General features: G+C 62.6%; 9 protein-coding genes. 7 read left to right on the forward strand and 2 right to left on the reverse strand.

All coding sequences use genetic code 11. The annotated features are described in order from the left end of the window. The first annotated feature begins 37 nt into the window (after window positions 1-37). The 4 genes from KY495_RS18925 to KY495_RS18940 all read left to right on the forward strand — a co-directional run bounded on the left by KY495_RS18925 (window position 38) and on the right by KY495_RS18940 (window position 6,614). Window positions 38-1,885 (forward strand): pre-peptidase C-terminal domain-containing protein, encoded by a 1,848-nt coding sequence (locus tag KY495_RS18925; protein ID WP_219880891.1) that lies wholly within the window; start codon window positions 38-40, stop codon window positions 1,883-1,885. Window positions 1,886-2,062: 177 nt separating this feature from the next. Then, entirely contained in the window at window positions 2,063-2,539 is a 477-nt protein-coding gene (locus tag KY495_RS18930; RefSeq protein ID WP_229518365.1) for a thermonuclease family protein, read from the forward strand. A 1,078-nt stretch (window positions 2,540-3,617) separates the two neighbouring features. Continuing rightward, the gene (locus tag KY495_RS18935) at window positions 3,618-5,048 is read left to right on the forward strand and encodes a hypothetical protein (RefSeq protein ID WP_219884412.1); all 1,431 of its coding nucleotides are present in this window, start codon (window positions 3,618-3,620) and stop codon (window positions 5,046-5,048) included. 762 nt (window positions 5,049-5,810) lie between these two features. Beyond that, window positions 5,811-6,614 (forward strand): alpha/beta hydrolase, encoded by an 804-nt coding sequence (locus KY495_RS18940; RefSeq protein ID WP_307728199.1) that lies wholly within the window; start codon window positions 5,811-5,813, stop codon window positions 6,612-6,614. Here the strand turns inward: KY495_RS18940 and KY495_RS18945 are convergent, their stop codons facing one another. Next, window positions 6,615-9,536: a GGDEF and EAL domain-containing protein gene (locus KY495_RS18945; RefSeq protein WP_219880893.1), complete on the reverse strand. Its 2,922-nt coding sequence runs from the start codon at window positions 9,534-9,536 to the stop codon at window positions 6,615-6,617. It lies immediately after the preceding gene. Window positions 9,537-9,683: 147 nt separating this feature from the next. On the opposite strand from KY495_RS18945, the gene KY495_RS18950 reads away from it, so the two are divergent. Next, window positions 9,684-10,460, forward strand: coding sequence for an ABC transporter substrate-binding protein (locus tag KY495_RS18950; RefSeq protein ID WP_219880894.1), 777 nt, complete (start codon window positions 9,684-9,686; stop codon window positions 10,458-10,460). 70 nt (window positions 10,461-10,530) lie between these two features. Beyond that, on the forward strand, window positions 10,531-12,495 hold the full coding sequence (locus tag KY495_RS18955) for a helicase-related protein (RefSeq protein ID WP_219880895.1): 1,965 nt from the start codon (window positions 10,531-10,533) through the stop codon (window positions 12,493-12,495). A 77-nt stretch (window positions 12,496-12,572) separates the two neighbouring features. Here the strand turns inward: KY495_RS18955 and KY495_RS18960 are convergent, their stop codons facing one another. Next, the gene (locus tag KY495_RS18960; RefSeq protein ID WP_219880896.1) at window positions 12,573-13,073 is read right to left on the reverse strand and encodes a hemerythrin domain-containing protein; all 501 of its coding nucleotides are present in this window, start codon (window positions 13,071-13,073) and stop codon (window positions 12,573-12,575) included. Window positions 13,074-13,330: 257 nt separating this feature from the next. Between KY495_RS18960 and KY495_RS18965 the strand changes: the two genes are divergently transcribed. Further along, window positions 13,331-15,763, forward strand: coding sequence for a penicillin-binding protein 1A (locus tag KY495_RS18965; protein WP_374040964.1), 2,433 nt, complete (start codon window positions 13,331-13,333; stop codon window positions 15,761-15,763). Window positions 15,764-15,779: the final 16 nt, after the last annotated feature.

Genomic DNA, 15,779 nt, shown 5'->3' on the forward strand with positions numbered 1-15,779 from the left:
CCGGAAAAAGTTCCCTACAAGACCAAACGGAAACAGAATGTCATCTTCGAAAACTTTGCTTGTTATGCTCGCTGCGGGCTTTGCCAGCCATGCGCTTGCGCAGTCATCCGCACCCCCCGCAGCCGCGCTGGTGGCGGCCAAATCCGCGCCGGTACAGATCGGCTCGGTCGACACCGTGCTCAAAGGCTTTGCCAACCAGCATGCCAATAGCCGCAGCATGTTTGTGCAATCGATGAGCGGCAAGACAGTGGGCGCCACGCTGCGCGATTATTTTGAAAAAGACGGAGCGGTGTCGATGACCGGTACGGCCATTGACACGCCCAACTCGCTGTTTGTCCTGAAAGGCAACCGGAAAAAAGTTTACGGCTATCTGCTGAAATACGACAGCATGCAAGCGTTCGAATACACGAGCGACCGGCAGGGCAAGGTGTGGCTGACGGAAGTGGACATCAAGAAGATCGTGCCCGATTTTGATCCCGATTTTCGTGACACCCGCACCCAGGCCATGATGGCCTCGGTTTCGCACCCGGTGTACAGCCCCATGGCCCTGCGCCAGGCGCGCCACATCGGGCGCTACCAGAATGAAGACGTGACGCAGCTGCAAAGCAAGCCCGGCAGCCCTTACGTGTTTTACCTGAACATATCGGCCGTGATGAGCGGCAGCACGCCGCTTAATGGCGTGACCAAGGAAAACATGTTCCGCGCCTGGCAGGCGGTAGCCGACCAGTACTCGATGTTGAACATGAACGTCACGACCAGCCGCGCCGTGTACGACGCGGCGCGCAGTGCCAACGTCATGCGCACTGGCATTATCAATTTTATCAATGGAGACGGCCGCTCGTATGCGCCGCTGCATTCGTTCGGAACCACGGCCGCGGGCACCCTGTTCCGCAATCCATCGTCGGGATTCGACTATGGCTATGGCATCGGCATGACGGGCGCCCACGAAGTGGGCCACCAGATGGGCATGAACCATGACCGCGGCGGCAGTGGCGGCGAATACTTTGAAGGCATTGCCGCTTACCAGTGGGGTCCCATCATGGGCAACTACTGGATGGGCGGCAGCTGGGCCAACCAGCTGTTTACGTGGAGCCGGGGCGAGTACAGCACGGCCAGCAACTTTGAAGACGACCTGCGCATCATGACCGTGGAAGAAGCGGTGCCCTACGTGGCCGACGATATTCCCACCTCGCGCGCCATGCTGTTCGATGCCGGCGGCGCCATCAGCCCCACGCGCAACTTTGGCCAGATCGAGCGCACCGGCGACGCCGATACCTTTACCTTTTCCACCACCGGCACCAGCACGTTGAACCTGCGGGTCGATCCGCTGGAATACCTGCGCATGCTCGATGTGGAGGCGACGATCTACAATGCGGCCAATGCAGTGGTGGCGCGCAGCAATCTGGCCGTGAACCGTTCGGCTCAGTTCAGCAATCTGTCGCTTCCGGCAGGGAACTATCGCCTGGTCATCCGCGGCGGCGCAGAAGGCACGCCGGCCAATGGCTTTTCCAACTATTCCTCGCTGGGATTCTATGGCATGCAGGGTACCCTCACCGGCGCCATCGGCAGTACCTATCCGCAGCTGGCCAATGGCGCGGCGCTGGGCGGGCAGGGCGCCGCCACCGGCAGCTGGAAGTACTACACGATCGACGTGCCGGCAGGCTACTCGCAGGTGCGCTTCACCGTCAGTGGTGCCAACGGCGACGCCGATCTGTTTGCCCGCCTGGGTGCGACCCCGACCGGCTCTACCTACAACTGCAAGTCCGATGGCCCTACCAGCGTGGAAAGCTGCACCCTGAGTGCCCCTGCCGCAGGGCGCTATTACGTGGGTGTGTATGCCTACTCGACGTTTTCAAATCTGAGCGTCAGCGCCAGCTACCAGTAACAGGAACTGGCTAGCGCCTTTGTCTTGCTGATTCGTTGCCTCTGCCCCCTGCGGGTGGAGGTTGCGAGGTCGGGCCGCGCGCAATCGTTTCATGCAGGATGCCAAGATTTGTCTTGTGGAAGTTGGTGTTGCGAACGACAATCACCACCGAATGTTGAATCAGGAGTTTCGGTGAAGATGATTGTGAGCTTGGCGGGAATGATGGTGGCGGCTTGCTTCGTATTGAATGCGCATGCCGCCTCCGCCTACCGGGTGGTTGGTGTGTCCGACGGTGACACGCTCACTGCGCTGGGGAAGGGGCGCGAGCGCGTCAAATGCCGCCTGTACGGCATCGATGCGCCCGAAAAAAAGCAGGCGTACGGCCAGGCATCCAAGGCCTCGCTGGCCGCGCTGGCGTTCGGCCGCAGTGCCATGATCGATGTGGTGGGGCGCGACCGCTATGGCCGCTCGCTGTGCAAGGTGGCGGTCAATGGCCTGGACGTGAACCGCGAGCAGATCGCCCGCGGCATGGCTTGGATGTACCGGCGCTATGCCAGGGACGCTAACTACAGTGATGCCGAGATGGCGGCCCAGGCCCATCGCCGGGGAGTATGGGGCGACAGCGACCCCGTGGCGCCATGGGATTTCAGGCGTAGCCGGCATGGCCGATTTTAAGCACGTGGCTGCGTCCGCACCGCAATCAGCATGACATTTTGCATATGGTTGCGGTGAATACGCTACAGGTTGGCTTTGTACCTTGTGCTGTTAGTTGGCTGGGGTACATGCGTATAGCGAAGTTGGCATCGGTACGCCACTGACAGGAAGTGTGCGGAGACAGGGCATGCAGTCCGCCCTTGCTTTCCAGGCGTTAGGCTTCGGCTCAACGCGCACGAAAACAGCTCAGCGTCGGCCAGCGGTGTACGGTGACGAGCGTGCAGGTAGACGTCGGAGTGACGAAGGCGACGCCTTGCACTAAACGGATTGAAACAGGGGGGCTGACATGGCGAGTGTGTAGGCAGCTGGTCACCTCATGATGTGCGCCGAAGTGTCCGGAGCACCCGACGCCTCGCACCAGACTGCCTGACACCAGACACTCGTCGATCATGCGTCCAAGCCACACGGACGGGGACCGACGCAAACGCGAAGTCAGCTACGTCATGCTGCTGTGCGCGGGTTTTGCGAGATGAAATGAAGCGGCCAGCAAGTCCTGCAGGCAGGGCGAGCGCCGTTCGCTTGCCGCGCGTTATCTACTTTCGCCAGATTAACAGGCCAGCTTCGATGTCCTAGAGATCCACCGCTCCCTGGGCTCGTTTTTGCTCGTTTTTTCCCCCGGTCAATTACTGATGAACCGTTCCCGCCGCGCCTTGGGATCGACGTGAATCAAACGGGCGGCGGTTCGGTTCTTTGGTGCATGCCGTTCTGCGGCCAAAATGGCGGCTGGCAGGTCGGGTCAACGCTTGCCATTCGTGCGCTTCTTTCTACTCATCACTGTCCCAGGCGGGGTGTGTTAAGGATTTACCGCTCCTTGGTCTCGTTTATGCTCGTGCCGTTACTTGTACTGAGCCAATTTCTCCGTGGCCAATTTCACATACCCTGGCAGCGATGTTGCCTGGCGCTGCCATACACTCTTAGCCTGAATCCGCTTTCGCTTCTGGCTCTCCTGATTCGATCCGAAGCAGGGGAACCGGTTGGCGAACTTCCTGTCAAACCAGTGAGGTAACAACGCGACGCCCCATGACGCGAGGAGACGAGCATGTTCGAGACCAAGCAGTTGAATCTCACATCGAAGACCCGCGCTGCCGTCATGCGCTTGCAACGGGCGCGCGGCGACCATCGCAAACCGGAGTGGGTGGTTGAAGATGCCTTCCAGGCGTGGATCGAAAAGATTGCGCGCGAGGATACCGATGTCGCGCAGGCGGAGACGCGCGGCTATCAGTGGAAGAGCTTGTTTTTGCCGGAGGGGACGCGTGTACGTTTCCAGTACAAACGCGAAACATACTATGCCGACGTGCGCGGAGACGCACTTGTCTATAACGGCCGTGCCTATTCGCCACGCCAGTTACTGCTGCATATCACGGGCACGGTTCGCAATGCGTGGCGCGAGCTATGGCTGCGCAGTCCGGGCGATTTCCGTTGGCACCTTGCCGACACGCGCCGCCTCATTCTGCGGCGCGTACCCACCGGGCGCCACCCGCGAGGGGTGGATGTGGCAAGCCATAATGATATGAACCACTATAGATTGCAGGCGCAGCGGGAACGCGCTCCTGTGGCAAGGAACCATGAGCTCATTCCTTGCGACGGTCCGGTCGCCCAGGCAGTGGGGGAGGCAGAGTCGGCGGCTGTTGCAGCAGACGAAGGGGGCGGCACGATGGGCAAGGGGGAGCCGCTTGCTTCCGAAATTGTCGAAGATTGCGCTAATGGCAAACAGGTCGCTAAGGCTCCTGGCGTCGAGAACCTGGACGAAGAATGTAACGCGGGGCTAAGCTCTGGACTCAACTCTCGACTTGACCCTCGACTTGATTCTCGACCTGATTTTCGACCTGATTTTCGACCTGATTTTCGACCGGATGCTCGGCCCGACGCGCGGCGTGACCTAGGCGCTGACTTACGAGGCGACTCACTACACAGCTTACGACCGCGCGATCCACGGGACGATCAAGCCGATGCAGCACTTTGCGAGAATCGTCCCGGCCTGATCGAGGAAGAACTTGACCCGGCCAAATACTTCCTCATGGTGTTCAATCAAGCTGATTCCCCAAGCGCTGCTCCCACCTCGACCGCAGGATGTTCCCCTGACACGCCCGCTCTCGCGGGACGCAACAATCATCTTGGCCATGGCAGGAACAGCAGCTCCACAGAGCCGGGCACCCGTCCCGCGGAGCGGATTCGCCCCGCCAGCTCTGACGCCCTCGACACCGCCGCTAGCCCTTGCTCCGATCCAGATGATTCAGATGATTCAGGATCGTGCGTTCCTCCGTTCCCTCCCGGACTCCCCATAGGGAACCCGCCTTACCGTTACCCCGGTGCGGTCCATGGCGCCTCGCTGCGCGCCATCCTCTACCGCGATGATGTAGTACGGGATGATCAGCCTGATCTGTCGTGCGGCAGCGGCGGTGGCGGACGCGCTCGCGCGGGCAGGTCTGGGCCGCGAGACCGGCGATGGACGGGCTACATGTCGCGATGAACAGTTATTTGAAAAAGGCTTTATCCGCGATTTTTCTTTGGCCCGACAATGAAAAAGCCAGCGTCTCAGCTACACCTTTCCAGCGACCCCTCGGCTGACCGGCCGGCGAATCAAGGAACTGCGATTTCTCAAACCAGTTGTGCCGAGTCCCGCCGTTCTTGATGGATAGCGTGCTCTCAGTTGCCTGCTTACCAATAGCAGATTTCAGCAGCGATAGCGGAACATTCGTCCCACGCGTTTGCGACACCGGGCCAGCGGCATGAGCAGCGCCCGAGAACAAGGGAGAGATCTGGCGCCCCCGGCACGCTCCCCAGGATCAGCGACGCCGAGAATGAGCGATCCAGGAATCAACGACTCAGAGACCATCGACAGGACCAGCGATCCAGACCAGCGATAAAGACCGGGGATCAAGACCAGCGATCCGGACCCGGCGATCAAGACCAGCGATCCGGACCCGGCGATTTAGACCAGCGATCCGGAAACAAAGAGCATGAATTAGCGATCCAGCCCCAGTCAGCACGAACTAGCTATCCAGAATCAGCGGCCCCGAAGCCAGCGGCCCCGATAATCATCCTTCGCGGGCCAATGACTTGCGGCCCTCATCTTTCAAAGACAAAACCACAACAATGGAATCGTAGCGTGTAAGTTTTTTCGCCGAAAATTGTGTCGAACAGGCCATCATGAGTCTACAATTCCTGCGTAGGATTCCAAAAAAGAAACGTTATGATCGGTTAGACGATGAAGGTTCTTCGGCGAAATAACGTGCATTGTGCGGGGACCGGTCCCGCGACCCTGGTGTTCATCCACGGTTTCGGCTGCGACTACACCATGTGGCGCTTCCTGGTTCCGCACTTCGAGCAGCGCTTCCGGGTTGTGCTGTACGATCTGACCGGCTGCGGCGGATCCGACCTGGCCGCTTACGACTTCGACAAGTACGCAACCTTGCACGGCCACGTCTCCGATCTCCTCGAAGTGGTGGAGCGCTACGCCAAGGGCGACGTGGTCCTGGTGGGACACTCGGTGGGTTCCACCATTGCCATGCTTGCCGCCGTGGCGCAGCCGGAACGCTTCGCCGGACAGGTCATGGTCAGCCCCTCGCCGTGCTTCATGAACGATGGCGACTATGTGGGCGGCTTCAACCCCGAAGATATCGACGGCCTGCTCGCGCTCATGAACCGGCACCTCGGTGAATTCACCGCCAAAGTGGCGCCCCTGATCATGGGCGCGCCCGGGCAGCCCGCCCTGCAAGCCGAGCTTGCAAGCCGTTTCGACCGCAACCATCCCGACATCATGCGCCATCTGGGCCGCGTCGTCTTCACTGCCGACCACCGCCAGGACGTGGCCCGATGCCGCATCCCCACCCTGATCTTGCAATGTACCGACGACATGATTGCGCCCATCGAAGTAGGGCAGTACCTGAACGCGCACCTGCCCGACAGCACCTTGCAGATCATTCCCAACGTCGGGCATTGTCCCCACATGAGCGTACCCGGCCCCAGTGGCGACGTGCTCAATGATTTCCTCCTGTCCCTGACCGTACGGGGCGTCCTTCCGGCGGCCGCCTGATCAGAGTTCAGCACACAGCAGCCGCTCGAATTCGCTGGCCGGGACCGCCCGGGAAAACAGGAAGCCCTGGCCAAAGTCGCACTGGCCTTCGATCAGCCATTCCTTTTGCTCGACTGTCTCAATGCCTTCGGCAATGACTTGCAGGCCAAGTTCGTGGGCCATGGCAATGATGGAGCGCACAATGGCCCGGTCGCCCCCATTGCCGCCAATGTCGCGCACAAAGGATTGATCGATCTTGAGAAAGTCGACCGCGAACTTTTTCAAGTAGGCAATGGACGAATAGCCAGTGCCAAAGTCGTCGATGGCCACCTTGATGCCGGCATCATGGTATTGCAAGAGCTTGGCCGACACAATGGGCGAGGCATCGAGCAGCACGCCCTCCGTGATTTCCACCGATACGCTGGTTCCCGTCAATCCCAGTTCGGCCAGGTAGTCAGGCCAACTGACTTCGTTCAAGCGTGAAATGAATTGCACGGGCGACTTGTTGATGCTGACCGTAAATGGCGTACCGAGGCGCCGGCCCCATTCCCGCGCGCACCACGCCGCCTCGCGAAATACCCAGTCGCCAATTTCGCTGATGAGCCCCGTCTCTTCGGCAAAGCCGATAAAGCGCACCGGCTCAATCATGCCCAGCACGGGATGCTCCCAGCGCAGCAGCGCTTCTGCCTTGCTCACCTTGCCCGTGGCCAGGTCGATGATCGGCTGGTAGTGCACCTGCAGCTGGCCCGTGGCCAGCGCCACCCGCAAGTCGCTGATCAGGCGCAGGCGCTCGTTGGCCTCGTGCTGCATGGAGGGCGTGAAATAGCTGAAGTGGTTGCGCCCCTCGTTCTTGACGGCATACATGGCCTGGTCGGCGTTGCGGATCAGGTTTTCCGCATCAGCTGCATCGGCCGGGTACAGGGTCACACCGATGCTGGCCGACAGGTAGACCACTTCGTTGCCGAGGTAGAACGGTTCACCGAGGGCGGCATTGATTTTCTCGGCCACGACATCCACGTGGGGTGCCCCGTCCAGCTCGGCCAGGATGGCCGTGAATTCATCGCCCCCCAGGCGCGCCACCGTATCGGACGAGCGCACGCAGCCGCAAATGCGGCGCGCCGCCTCCACCAGCACCTGGTCGCCGATGGTGTGGCCAAGCAGGTCGTTGGCTTCCTTGAAGCGGTCAAGGTCAATGAACAGCAGGGCCAGGGGCAGCCCGCTGCGCTGGGATTTGCGAATTTCCAGGTCCAGCCGGTCGCGGAACAGGCGCCGGTTGGGCAGGCCGGTCAGCAAGTCATGATTGGCATGGCGCCAGACAATTTCTTCCGAGCGGCGCTTTTCAGCTATGTCGGTCACCGTGCCGATCATGCGCTGCGGCGTATTGCGCCCGTCCACACTGCCCACCACCGTGGCGCGCGTCATGACCCAGCGCCAGCTGTCGGGGGCGTCGTCGGTGGCGACCCGAAATTCACTGCGAAACGACCTTTTTTGGCCAGACAGGCAGGCCCGCAGTTCGGCCCGGATGCTCTCGCGGTCTTCCGGGTGCACGCAGTGGTCGAGAAAGGTGGCCGGGTCTTCCGGATTGTCCTGGTCCAGATGGAAAATTTCCCGCGCGCGCTCGGAATACACCACGTTGCGGGCCACCAGGTCCCAATCCCAGATCCCGTCGCCCGAGCCTTCAATGGCCAGCTTGAGACGCTCATTGCTGAACGCCAGCTCCTGCTGGGCGCGGATGGCTTCGTCAATGTCGACGGCAATGCCCACGTGGCCGGCATAGCTGCCGTCGGGCTTGAACCAGGGCGCGGTCTGCGCTTCCATCCAGTGCCACTGGCCATCGGCAAAGCGCACCCGCATGCGCCGCTGTACAAACTGGTGGGTTTCAATGGCCATGCGGATGGCATGCAGGGTCGGCGCCCGGTCCTGGGGATGGATGACCCAGGCCCAACCCGTGCCGAGCAGGTCGGACGGCGGCGTGCCGAGCAGCGTTTCGTGGCGCGGGTTGAAGTAAATGGCGTGGCCATGCTCGTCAAGCTGCCAGATCAGTGCCGACGATGCTTCGGCCAGCGCGCGAAAGCGCGCTTCGCTGGCCGCCAGCGCATCCTGGGCCCGCCGCCGCTCGGTCAGGTCGACCGTGACGGCCAGGATCACGTGCCCGCCCTGGGGGCCGCGCTGCAGGCGCGTGATGCTGCTGTTGGCCGATACCACGGTGCCGTCGGGACGCACATAGCGCTTGTCCAGCGAGCGCGGCACACCCGTGGCCAGCAATTGCCCCACGTTGAACAAGGTATTGGGCAAATCGTCCGGATGGGTGACCTCGGCTATGCCGCAGGCCAGCAGCGCGTCGCGGCTGCGCCCGAGCATGCGGCACAGCTCTTCATTTACGCGCAGGAAGGCCCCCTCCAGCGAAATGAGCGACAGGCCCACGTGGGCATGGGCAAAGATGGCCGACAGCTGCTGCTCGCTGTCGCGCAGGGCCCGTTCGGTCAGGACCCGGCTGGTGGTATCGAAAAAGATGGCCAGTGCCCCCGCTACCTGCCCATGCTCATCGTGCAGGGGCGAGTAGTTGAGGGTGAACCAGGCTGGCCCCTCGCCGCCATCGCGCTTGACCCAGAACGGCTGGTCGACACAGGTGGAGCCGATCCCGCGCTGGCGCGCCATGCGCATGTGGGGAAAGAAGTTGGGGTTGCCCGGGGCGCAGTCACGCAGCCGGCAGGCGAAGGGCGTCGATTTGCCCAGGCTGTCAACGCGGGTGCAGGCATCATTGCTGATGAGGATATCTTCCTTGCCCCAGGAGAGGATGGCGGGCATGGTCATTTGCAGCACCATGTCAACGGCCGCCTTGAGGCTATGGGACCAGCCTGACAACGAGCCAAGGCTGGTGGCGGACCAGTCATGGGCGCGGATGCGCCCTGCCATTTCCCCGTTGTGCGCAGGCCATGCCATGCTCTCTCCTACGGTTTTCCAGTCCGTTTGACCCCGCCGCGACAAGATTGTTCCATGCACTGTGCTAAGATTTATCCACCCGAATAACGCCTTCAGAAGGGCATCATGCCGCCGCTTGCACGCCATTGTCTCCGCGCCACTGGGTTCATGACAGCATGCGTTCTGGGCATGCCCTGCGCTGCCGCGGGGGCCGCCTTGACGCCTGCCACGGCGCCGGACATCATCAGCGTGGGCGTGTTTACCGTGGCGCCTTATGTGATGGCCGGTCCTGACGGGCCCGAGGGGGCCCTGATCGAATTCTTCGACCGCGAGATCGCTCCCCGCATGGGCGTGCGCTTTCGCTGGGAGCGGCCGACCACCGTGGCCCGGCTCGAACAAAGCCTGATCAGCGGGCGCGTCATGTTCACCCCCATCATGCTGCGCACCAGCAAGCGCGACAAGGCCCGCATCCGCTTTGCCGGCGAAGTCTACATTCGCTTTCATCCCTGCCTGGCCGTGTTGCCCGGCCATCGGCTCGATCAGATTGCCTCGCCAGCCGATTTGGCCGGCATGACGGTGGGCTGGGTGCAGGCCGGCGCCTTGCCCTCGTTCATGCTCGACAAGCGCATCAAGCTCGACCGCATCGGCAGCGTGGACTGGACCCCGGCCAACCTGGAAAAGCTGCGCCTGGGGCGCATCGAGGCGGCCTATTTTTCCAACCACTACACGCCCCAGTACTTCGCCGCCCGCACCGGCATGAAGCTCAAGATCCTCACCCTCCCCACGCGCGGCCTGAGCCTGCAGGGCGCCTTTGCCCCCGGCACGCCCACGGCGCTGCTCGAGCGCTTCCAGCGCGCGGCCGACCAGGCGTTTGCGCACGAGCGCTTCAATGCCTATGTCGACCGGGCCCTGGCTGCCGAACCGGAGCCGGCCGCCACGCCCTGAACGGGCTGCGGTGAGGGCAGGCGGCGCCACTGCGCGTTATAGTTGCGTCATCCATATTCACACACACCATATGAGCGACACGATCGACACCCAGGGCGATGACGACACCCTGCTGCAGGAACTGGCCCTGGAACGCCTTGGCGCGCGCCTGGTCAAGATGGAAGGGCGCGTCTTTGTGCGCCTGGCCGGCGAAGTGGAGGCGGGCGGGCTGGTGGTGCCGTACGACCTGGTCCCGGCCCAGGGCGTGCTGGCCAAGCCGAGCAAGTGGCGCAAACTGGAGCGCGACGCGCGGCGCAGCCTGCTGCTGGAGCGGGTCACGCCGGCCGCCGCAGCCGCCCTGAATGCGAGCGTGGCCGCCTTTGTGGACGATATCTCGGCCCGCTGCGAAGAGCACAACATGGACCCGGTGCTGTTTTTGAGCCAGCTGGCGGAGCTGGAAACGTCGGAGCCGGCCGCCCATGTATTTGAGCGCATCGAACAGCGCCTGGTCCATGCGGTCGAGCGCGAGCAGGAGGAGCGGCATGCGGCCCGCACCAAGGAAAGCATCAACCTGGCCGAGTATCCCGATTCCTTTCACGTGGCACGGCGCATGGCGCGCCGCTTCATTGCCCTGCTGGGCCCGACCAATTCCGGCAAGACCCATCGCGCCATGGAGGCGCTGGCCAGGGCGGACACGGGCGTCTACCTGGCGCCGCTGCGCCTGCTGGCCCTGGAAAACTACGAGCGGCTGCAGCAAGCGCGCCCCGACGGCGAGCCGATCAAGGTCAGCCTGGTCACGGGCGAGGAAAGGCGCATGGTCGAGGGAGGCACCCACGTGGCCAGCACGGTGGAAATGCTCAATACCACCACGCCGGTGGATGTGGCCGTGATCGATGAAATCCAGATGCTGGCCGACCGCGACCGCGGCGCGGCGTGGACGGCGGCCGTGTGCGGGGCGCCGGCCAGGGTGGTGTACCTGGTGGGGGCGCCGGAAGCGCGGCGCGCCATCGAGGCGCTGGCCGAGCGGCTGGAAGTGCCGCTGGAGGTGCATCTGCACAAGCGCATGGGCCCCTTGTCGATGGAAAAGACGGCGGTGCGCAAGCTGCGCAAGCTGCAGCGCGGCGACGCCGTGATTGCCTTTTCCCGGCGCGAAGTGCTGATGTGGCGCGACATGATCACCGAGATGGGCCTGTCGGTGGCCACCGTGTATGGCAACCTGGCGCCGGAAGTGCGGCGCGCCCAGGCCGAGCGCTTTCGCGACGGTTCGGCCGACGTGGTGGTGGCCACCGACGCCCTGGCCATGGGCTTGAACATGCCGATTGCCCGCATCGTCATGACCACCACCGTCAAGTTCAACGGGGTCGAAGAAGAAGAAATTTCAGCCTCGCTGGCGCGCCAGATCGCCGGGCGGGCAGGGCGTTATGGGGTGCATGAAGAGGGCCTGGTGGCCGGCTACGATGACGATACCCATGAAGTGATGCGCGCCTTGCTCAAGGAGAAAATCCCGCCCCTGTCGGCCACCGGGTTTTCGGTCGCGCCCTCGCTCGAACACTTGAACCGGATTGCCTCGGTCACGGGCGAGACCTCCCTGTCCAAGCTGCTCAAGCGTTTCATGCACAATATCGACGTGCCCGACGGCTTTTTCTACCCGCGCATCACGGAGGAGCAATCCGAGCGCGCCCTGTGGCTCGACATGCTGCCATTGTCGGTGAATGAAAAGTTCATGCTCTCGCTGGTACCGGTCTCGACCAAGGTGCCCGCGCTGCAGCGCGCCTGGGAACAATGGGCGCATGCGCTGGCCAAGAAAAAGGTGTCGCGCCTGCACGCCGAGCATGGCGAGCAGGGCGGGGGGCTGAAATGGGCCAACCTGCAAGAGGTGGAAGACACCTGCCGCCTGTATTCGGCCTACGCCTGGCTGTCCTATCGGCTGCCCGAGTATTTTCCCAGCGGGGAACTGGCGCAGGAATTGGCCCGCGCGGCGTCGGAGCGGGTCGATGCCATCCTGCATGCCCAGAACGCGGCGGCGCGCAAGAAGCACGATAAGAAATTCCGCTAGCCAGACCGACGTGAAAAAGCCGCCGGGCGCATGCCGGGCGGCTGGCAGCACGCGCCCCAGGGGCGCGGCGTGGTGCATTACATGGTGATTTGCGCCTTGCGCTCGGCAATCTGCTGGCCCAGCATGGCCATGTCCAGGCCCGCCTTACGCGCTTTCGGGAACATTTCCTCTTCCTCTTCCTTGACGTGGTGCTCGATCATCTCGGACAGCACCTTGACCTTGGCGTCAAACAGGTCTTCGCTGGCGTCCATTTCCATGATCTGGGCGATCAAGTCCTTGGCAGAGGCGTGTTCGACCGTGGCTTCGTCGACCAGGTCTTCCTTGTCCTTGCCCGCTTCGCGCACGGCCGGATAGAAGATTTCTTCTTCGGCCGTGGCGTGCTTGGTCAGCTCCATGCAGATTTCCGTGGCCAGTTTTTTCTTGCTGACGGTGGCGCGGTCACCCAGGCTTTCAAATTTTTCAAACATGGCCTTGACGTTGTCATGATCTTCCGTCAGCAGCTCGATCGCATCGATGCCCTCTTTTCCTTCAGGCATGGTTTTAGGGGTGTTGCGGGTAGTGGTAGATGAGGTTCGCATGATTGCTCCTGTTGTTGTATGGGTCACGCTAGAGTCGCTGGACACGCTAGAAACATTGGGACCGGTGTCCCTTGCTGTTTCATGGCAGGACTTCATAGTAGGCCAACTCGTGGCGCTGTTCAGTAGGCGCACCTGCAGTAACGGCGTAGGACTGCATCCCACCCTCGCGTACGGGAGAAACGATGCAATTCGTCAAGGACCAAGGCCTCGGATATACTTGCCCGCAGGATTAATCACTTCAAGACAAGGCAACAATAGTGGATCAAGACACCAAGCCGGCCGGCCGCGCGCGCCAGGTATATCGCCATGCGGGGCACTTCCTTGGGCAGCGCTACGAACAGCTGCGCGCTTCGCTCATGGCGCGCGCGCCCCTGCAGCGCGCCCTGTTCGTGGTCCTGTGGGGCGGGGCCCTGCTGGTGGCGCTACTGATCCTGTATGCGCTGATCCTGATTCCCTTGACGCCCGGCATTCGCGACCTCAAGCAGGCGCGCGGGGCCAAGGCATCGGTGCTGCTCTCGGCCGATGGCCGCCAGCTGGCCAGTTTCGACCAGGGCTTGCACGAGACGGTCAAGCTGGACCAGATTTCACCGCACGTGCTGGCAGCCCTGGTGGCAACGGAAGACCACCGCTTTTACGATCACAATGGCATTGACTTCAAGCGCACCCTGGCCTCGGTTGCGTACAGCCTGGCCGGCGACGCCCAGGGCGGTTCCACCATTACCCAGCAGCTGGCGCGCAATATGTTCCCGGAAGAGATTGGCCGCTCGCGCAGCATCAACCGCAAACTCAAGGAAATGATCACGGCAGTCAAGATCGAGGCCACCTTCACCAAGACGGAGATCCTGGAAGCCTATCTCAATACCGTGCCCTTCCTGTACAACACCTTTGGCATTGAAACGGCGGCGCGCACCTATTTCGACAAGTCTTCCGCCAAGCTCGACATCCTGGAAAGCGCGACCCTGGTCGGCATGCTCAAGGGCACCAGCTACTACAATCCCGTCAGCAATCCCGAACGCAGCGTGCAGCGCCGCAATGTGGTGCTGGGCCAGATGCTCAAGCACGGCGTGCTCGACAAGAAGCGCCATGCAGCCCTGGTCAAGCGTCCCCTCAAGCTCAATTTCTCGCGCCTGCCCGAGCGCACCGGGTCCGATACCCATTTCACGGCCCACGTGCGCAAGTGGCTGATCCAGTGGGCCGACGAAAACGATTACAACCTGCAGCTTGACGGCCTGGTGGTCCACACCACGCTCGACCATGCCCTGCAGACGGCGGCCCTGCGCGCCGTCGAGCGCCAGGCAGCCCAGCTGCAGATGGTGGCCGATGTGGAGTGGGGCCGGGCCGGCCTGGCCACCTCGTCCTCGGCCGGGGCCTACGCCGCCATGCACGGCAGTGTGCGGCCGTTTGAATATTTCTGGCGCTCCAAGACGGGCCTGGTCAATGCCTTTGTCCGCGAGAGCGCGCAATACAAGGCCGCTGTCGACGCAGGCACCCCGGCGGCCACGGCGCTCAAGACCCTGCGCGCGGACCGCGCCTTCATGGCCCAGCTGCGCAAGACCAAGACGCGCCTGGAAACGGGCTTCGTTGCGCTCGACCCGGCCAGCGGGGAAGTACGGGCCTGGGTCGGCAGCCGCGATTTCCAGAAGGACCAGTATGACCACGTGGCCCAGGCCCAGCGTCAGCCGGGCTCGACCTTCAAGCCCATCGTGTATGGCGCGGCCCTGGAGCAAGGCTTGTCGGCCGACAAGCTGTACCGCGACGAAGTGACCAACATCAAGGCCGGCGATGGCAAGATCTGGCGCCCGACCGATATGAGCGGCTCCACCGGCGCCGACATGACGCTGCGCGAAGGGCTGGTCTTGTCCAAGAACACCATCACGGCCCAGGTCATGCAGGATGTGGGACTGCCCGGGATTGTCAAGCTGGCGCGCGACCTGGGCGTGCGCGACAGCACCCTGGCATCGGTGCCCTCGCTGGCGCTGGGCACGAGCCCGGTCACGCTGCTGGAAATGGTCAGTGCCTATTCCACCATCGCGGCGCTGGGAGAATACCGCAAGCCCGTGTTCGTCAAACGCATCACCGACCGCGACGGCAAGGTCATTGCCGAATTTGGCGACGCCACCGTGGAACGGGCCATGTCGAGCGACTCGGCAGTCATGCTGATCGACATGATGCGCGGGGTGATCAACCGGGGGACGGGCACGGCGATCCGCTATCGTTTCGGCATTTCCGCTGACGTTGCCGGCAAGACCGGCACTACCCAGAACAATACCGACGGCTGGTTCATCATGATGCATCCGCAACTGGTGGCCGGGTCCTGGGTGGGCTTTAATGACAACCGGGTTGCCATGCGCAGCAGCTACTGGGGCCAGGGCGGGCACAATGCCATCCTGGTGGTGGGCGACTTTTTCAAGACCGCGCTGGAAACGGGCAAGATCAGCACGGCGGCGACCTTCCCCGGCGCGCCCCGTGCCGCCATTACCAGCGAGGAAGAGCCGGACATCTTTGAAGAAGGCGGCGACATCCAGCCCGAAGGGGCGCCGCCGCCGGTGCCGGAATACGAGGAAGATCCCAATCCGCCGGAGGAAGAAGAATTGTCGCCGCCCGATGACGAGGAGATACTGCTGCCCCCGCCGGAAGAACCCCAGTACCAGACGGGCGACCGACCGTTCCCCGTCGACGAGCTGCGCTGACGCTCAGCCTGCCATA

It is taken from the genome of Massilia sp. PAMC28688, assembly GCF_019443445.1.
In the GTDB taxonomy this organism is placed as follows: Bacteria; Pseudomonadota; Gammaproteobacteria; order Burkholderiales; family Burkholderiaceae_D; genus Telluria_A.

What these genes read in the sequence shown, in the direction of transcription:
- KY495_RS18925 (WP_219880891.1), top strand. Translation starts at nt 38, where the DNA reads ATGTCATCTTCGAAAACTTTGCTTGTTATGCTCGCTGCGGGCTTTGCC.
- KY495_RS18930 (WP_229518365.1), top strand. Translation starts at nt 2,063, where the DNA reads ATGATTGTGAGCTTGGCGGGAATGATGGTGGCGGCTTGCTTCGTATTG.
- KY495_RS18935 (WP_219884412.1), top strand. Translation starts at nt 3,618, where the DNA reads ATGTTCGAGACCAAGCAGTTGAATCTCACATCGAAGACCCGCGCTGCC.
- KY495_RS18945 (WP_219880893.1), bottom strand. Translation starts at nt 9,536, where the DNA reads ATGGCATGGCCTGCGCACAACGGGGAAATGGCAGGGCGCATCCGCGCC.
- KY495_RS18950 (WP_219880894.1), top strand. Translation starts at nt 9,684, where the DNA reads ATGACAGCATGCGTTCTGGGCATGCCCTGCGCTGCCGCGGGGGCCGCC.
- KY495_RS18955 (WP_219880895.1), top strand. Translation starts at nt 10,531, where the DNA reads ATGAGCGACACGATCGACACCCAGGGCGATGACGACACCCTGCTGCAG.
- KY495_RS18960 (WP_219880896.1), bottom strand. Translation starts at nt 13,073, where the DNA reads ATGCGAACCTCATCTACCACTACCCGCAACACCCCTAAAACCATGCCT.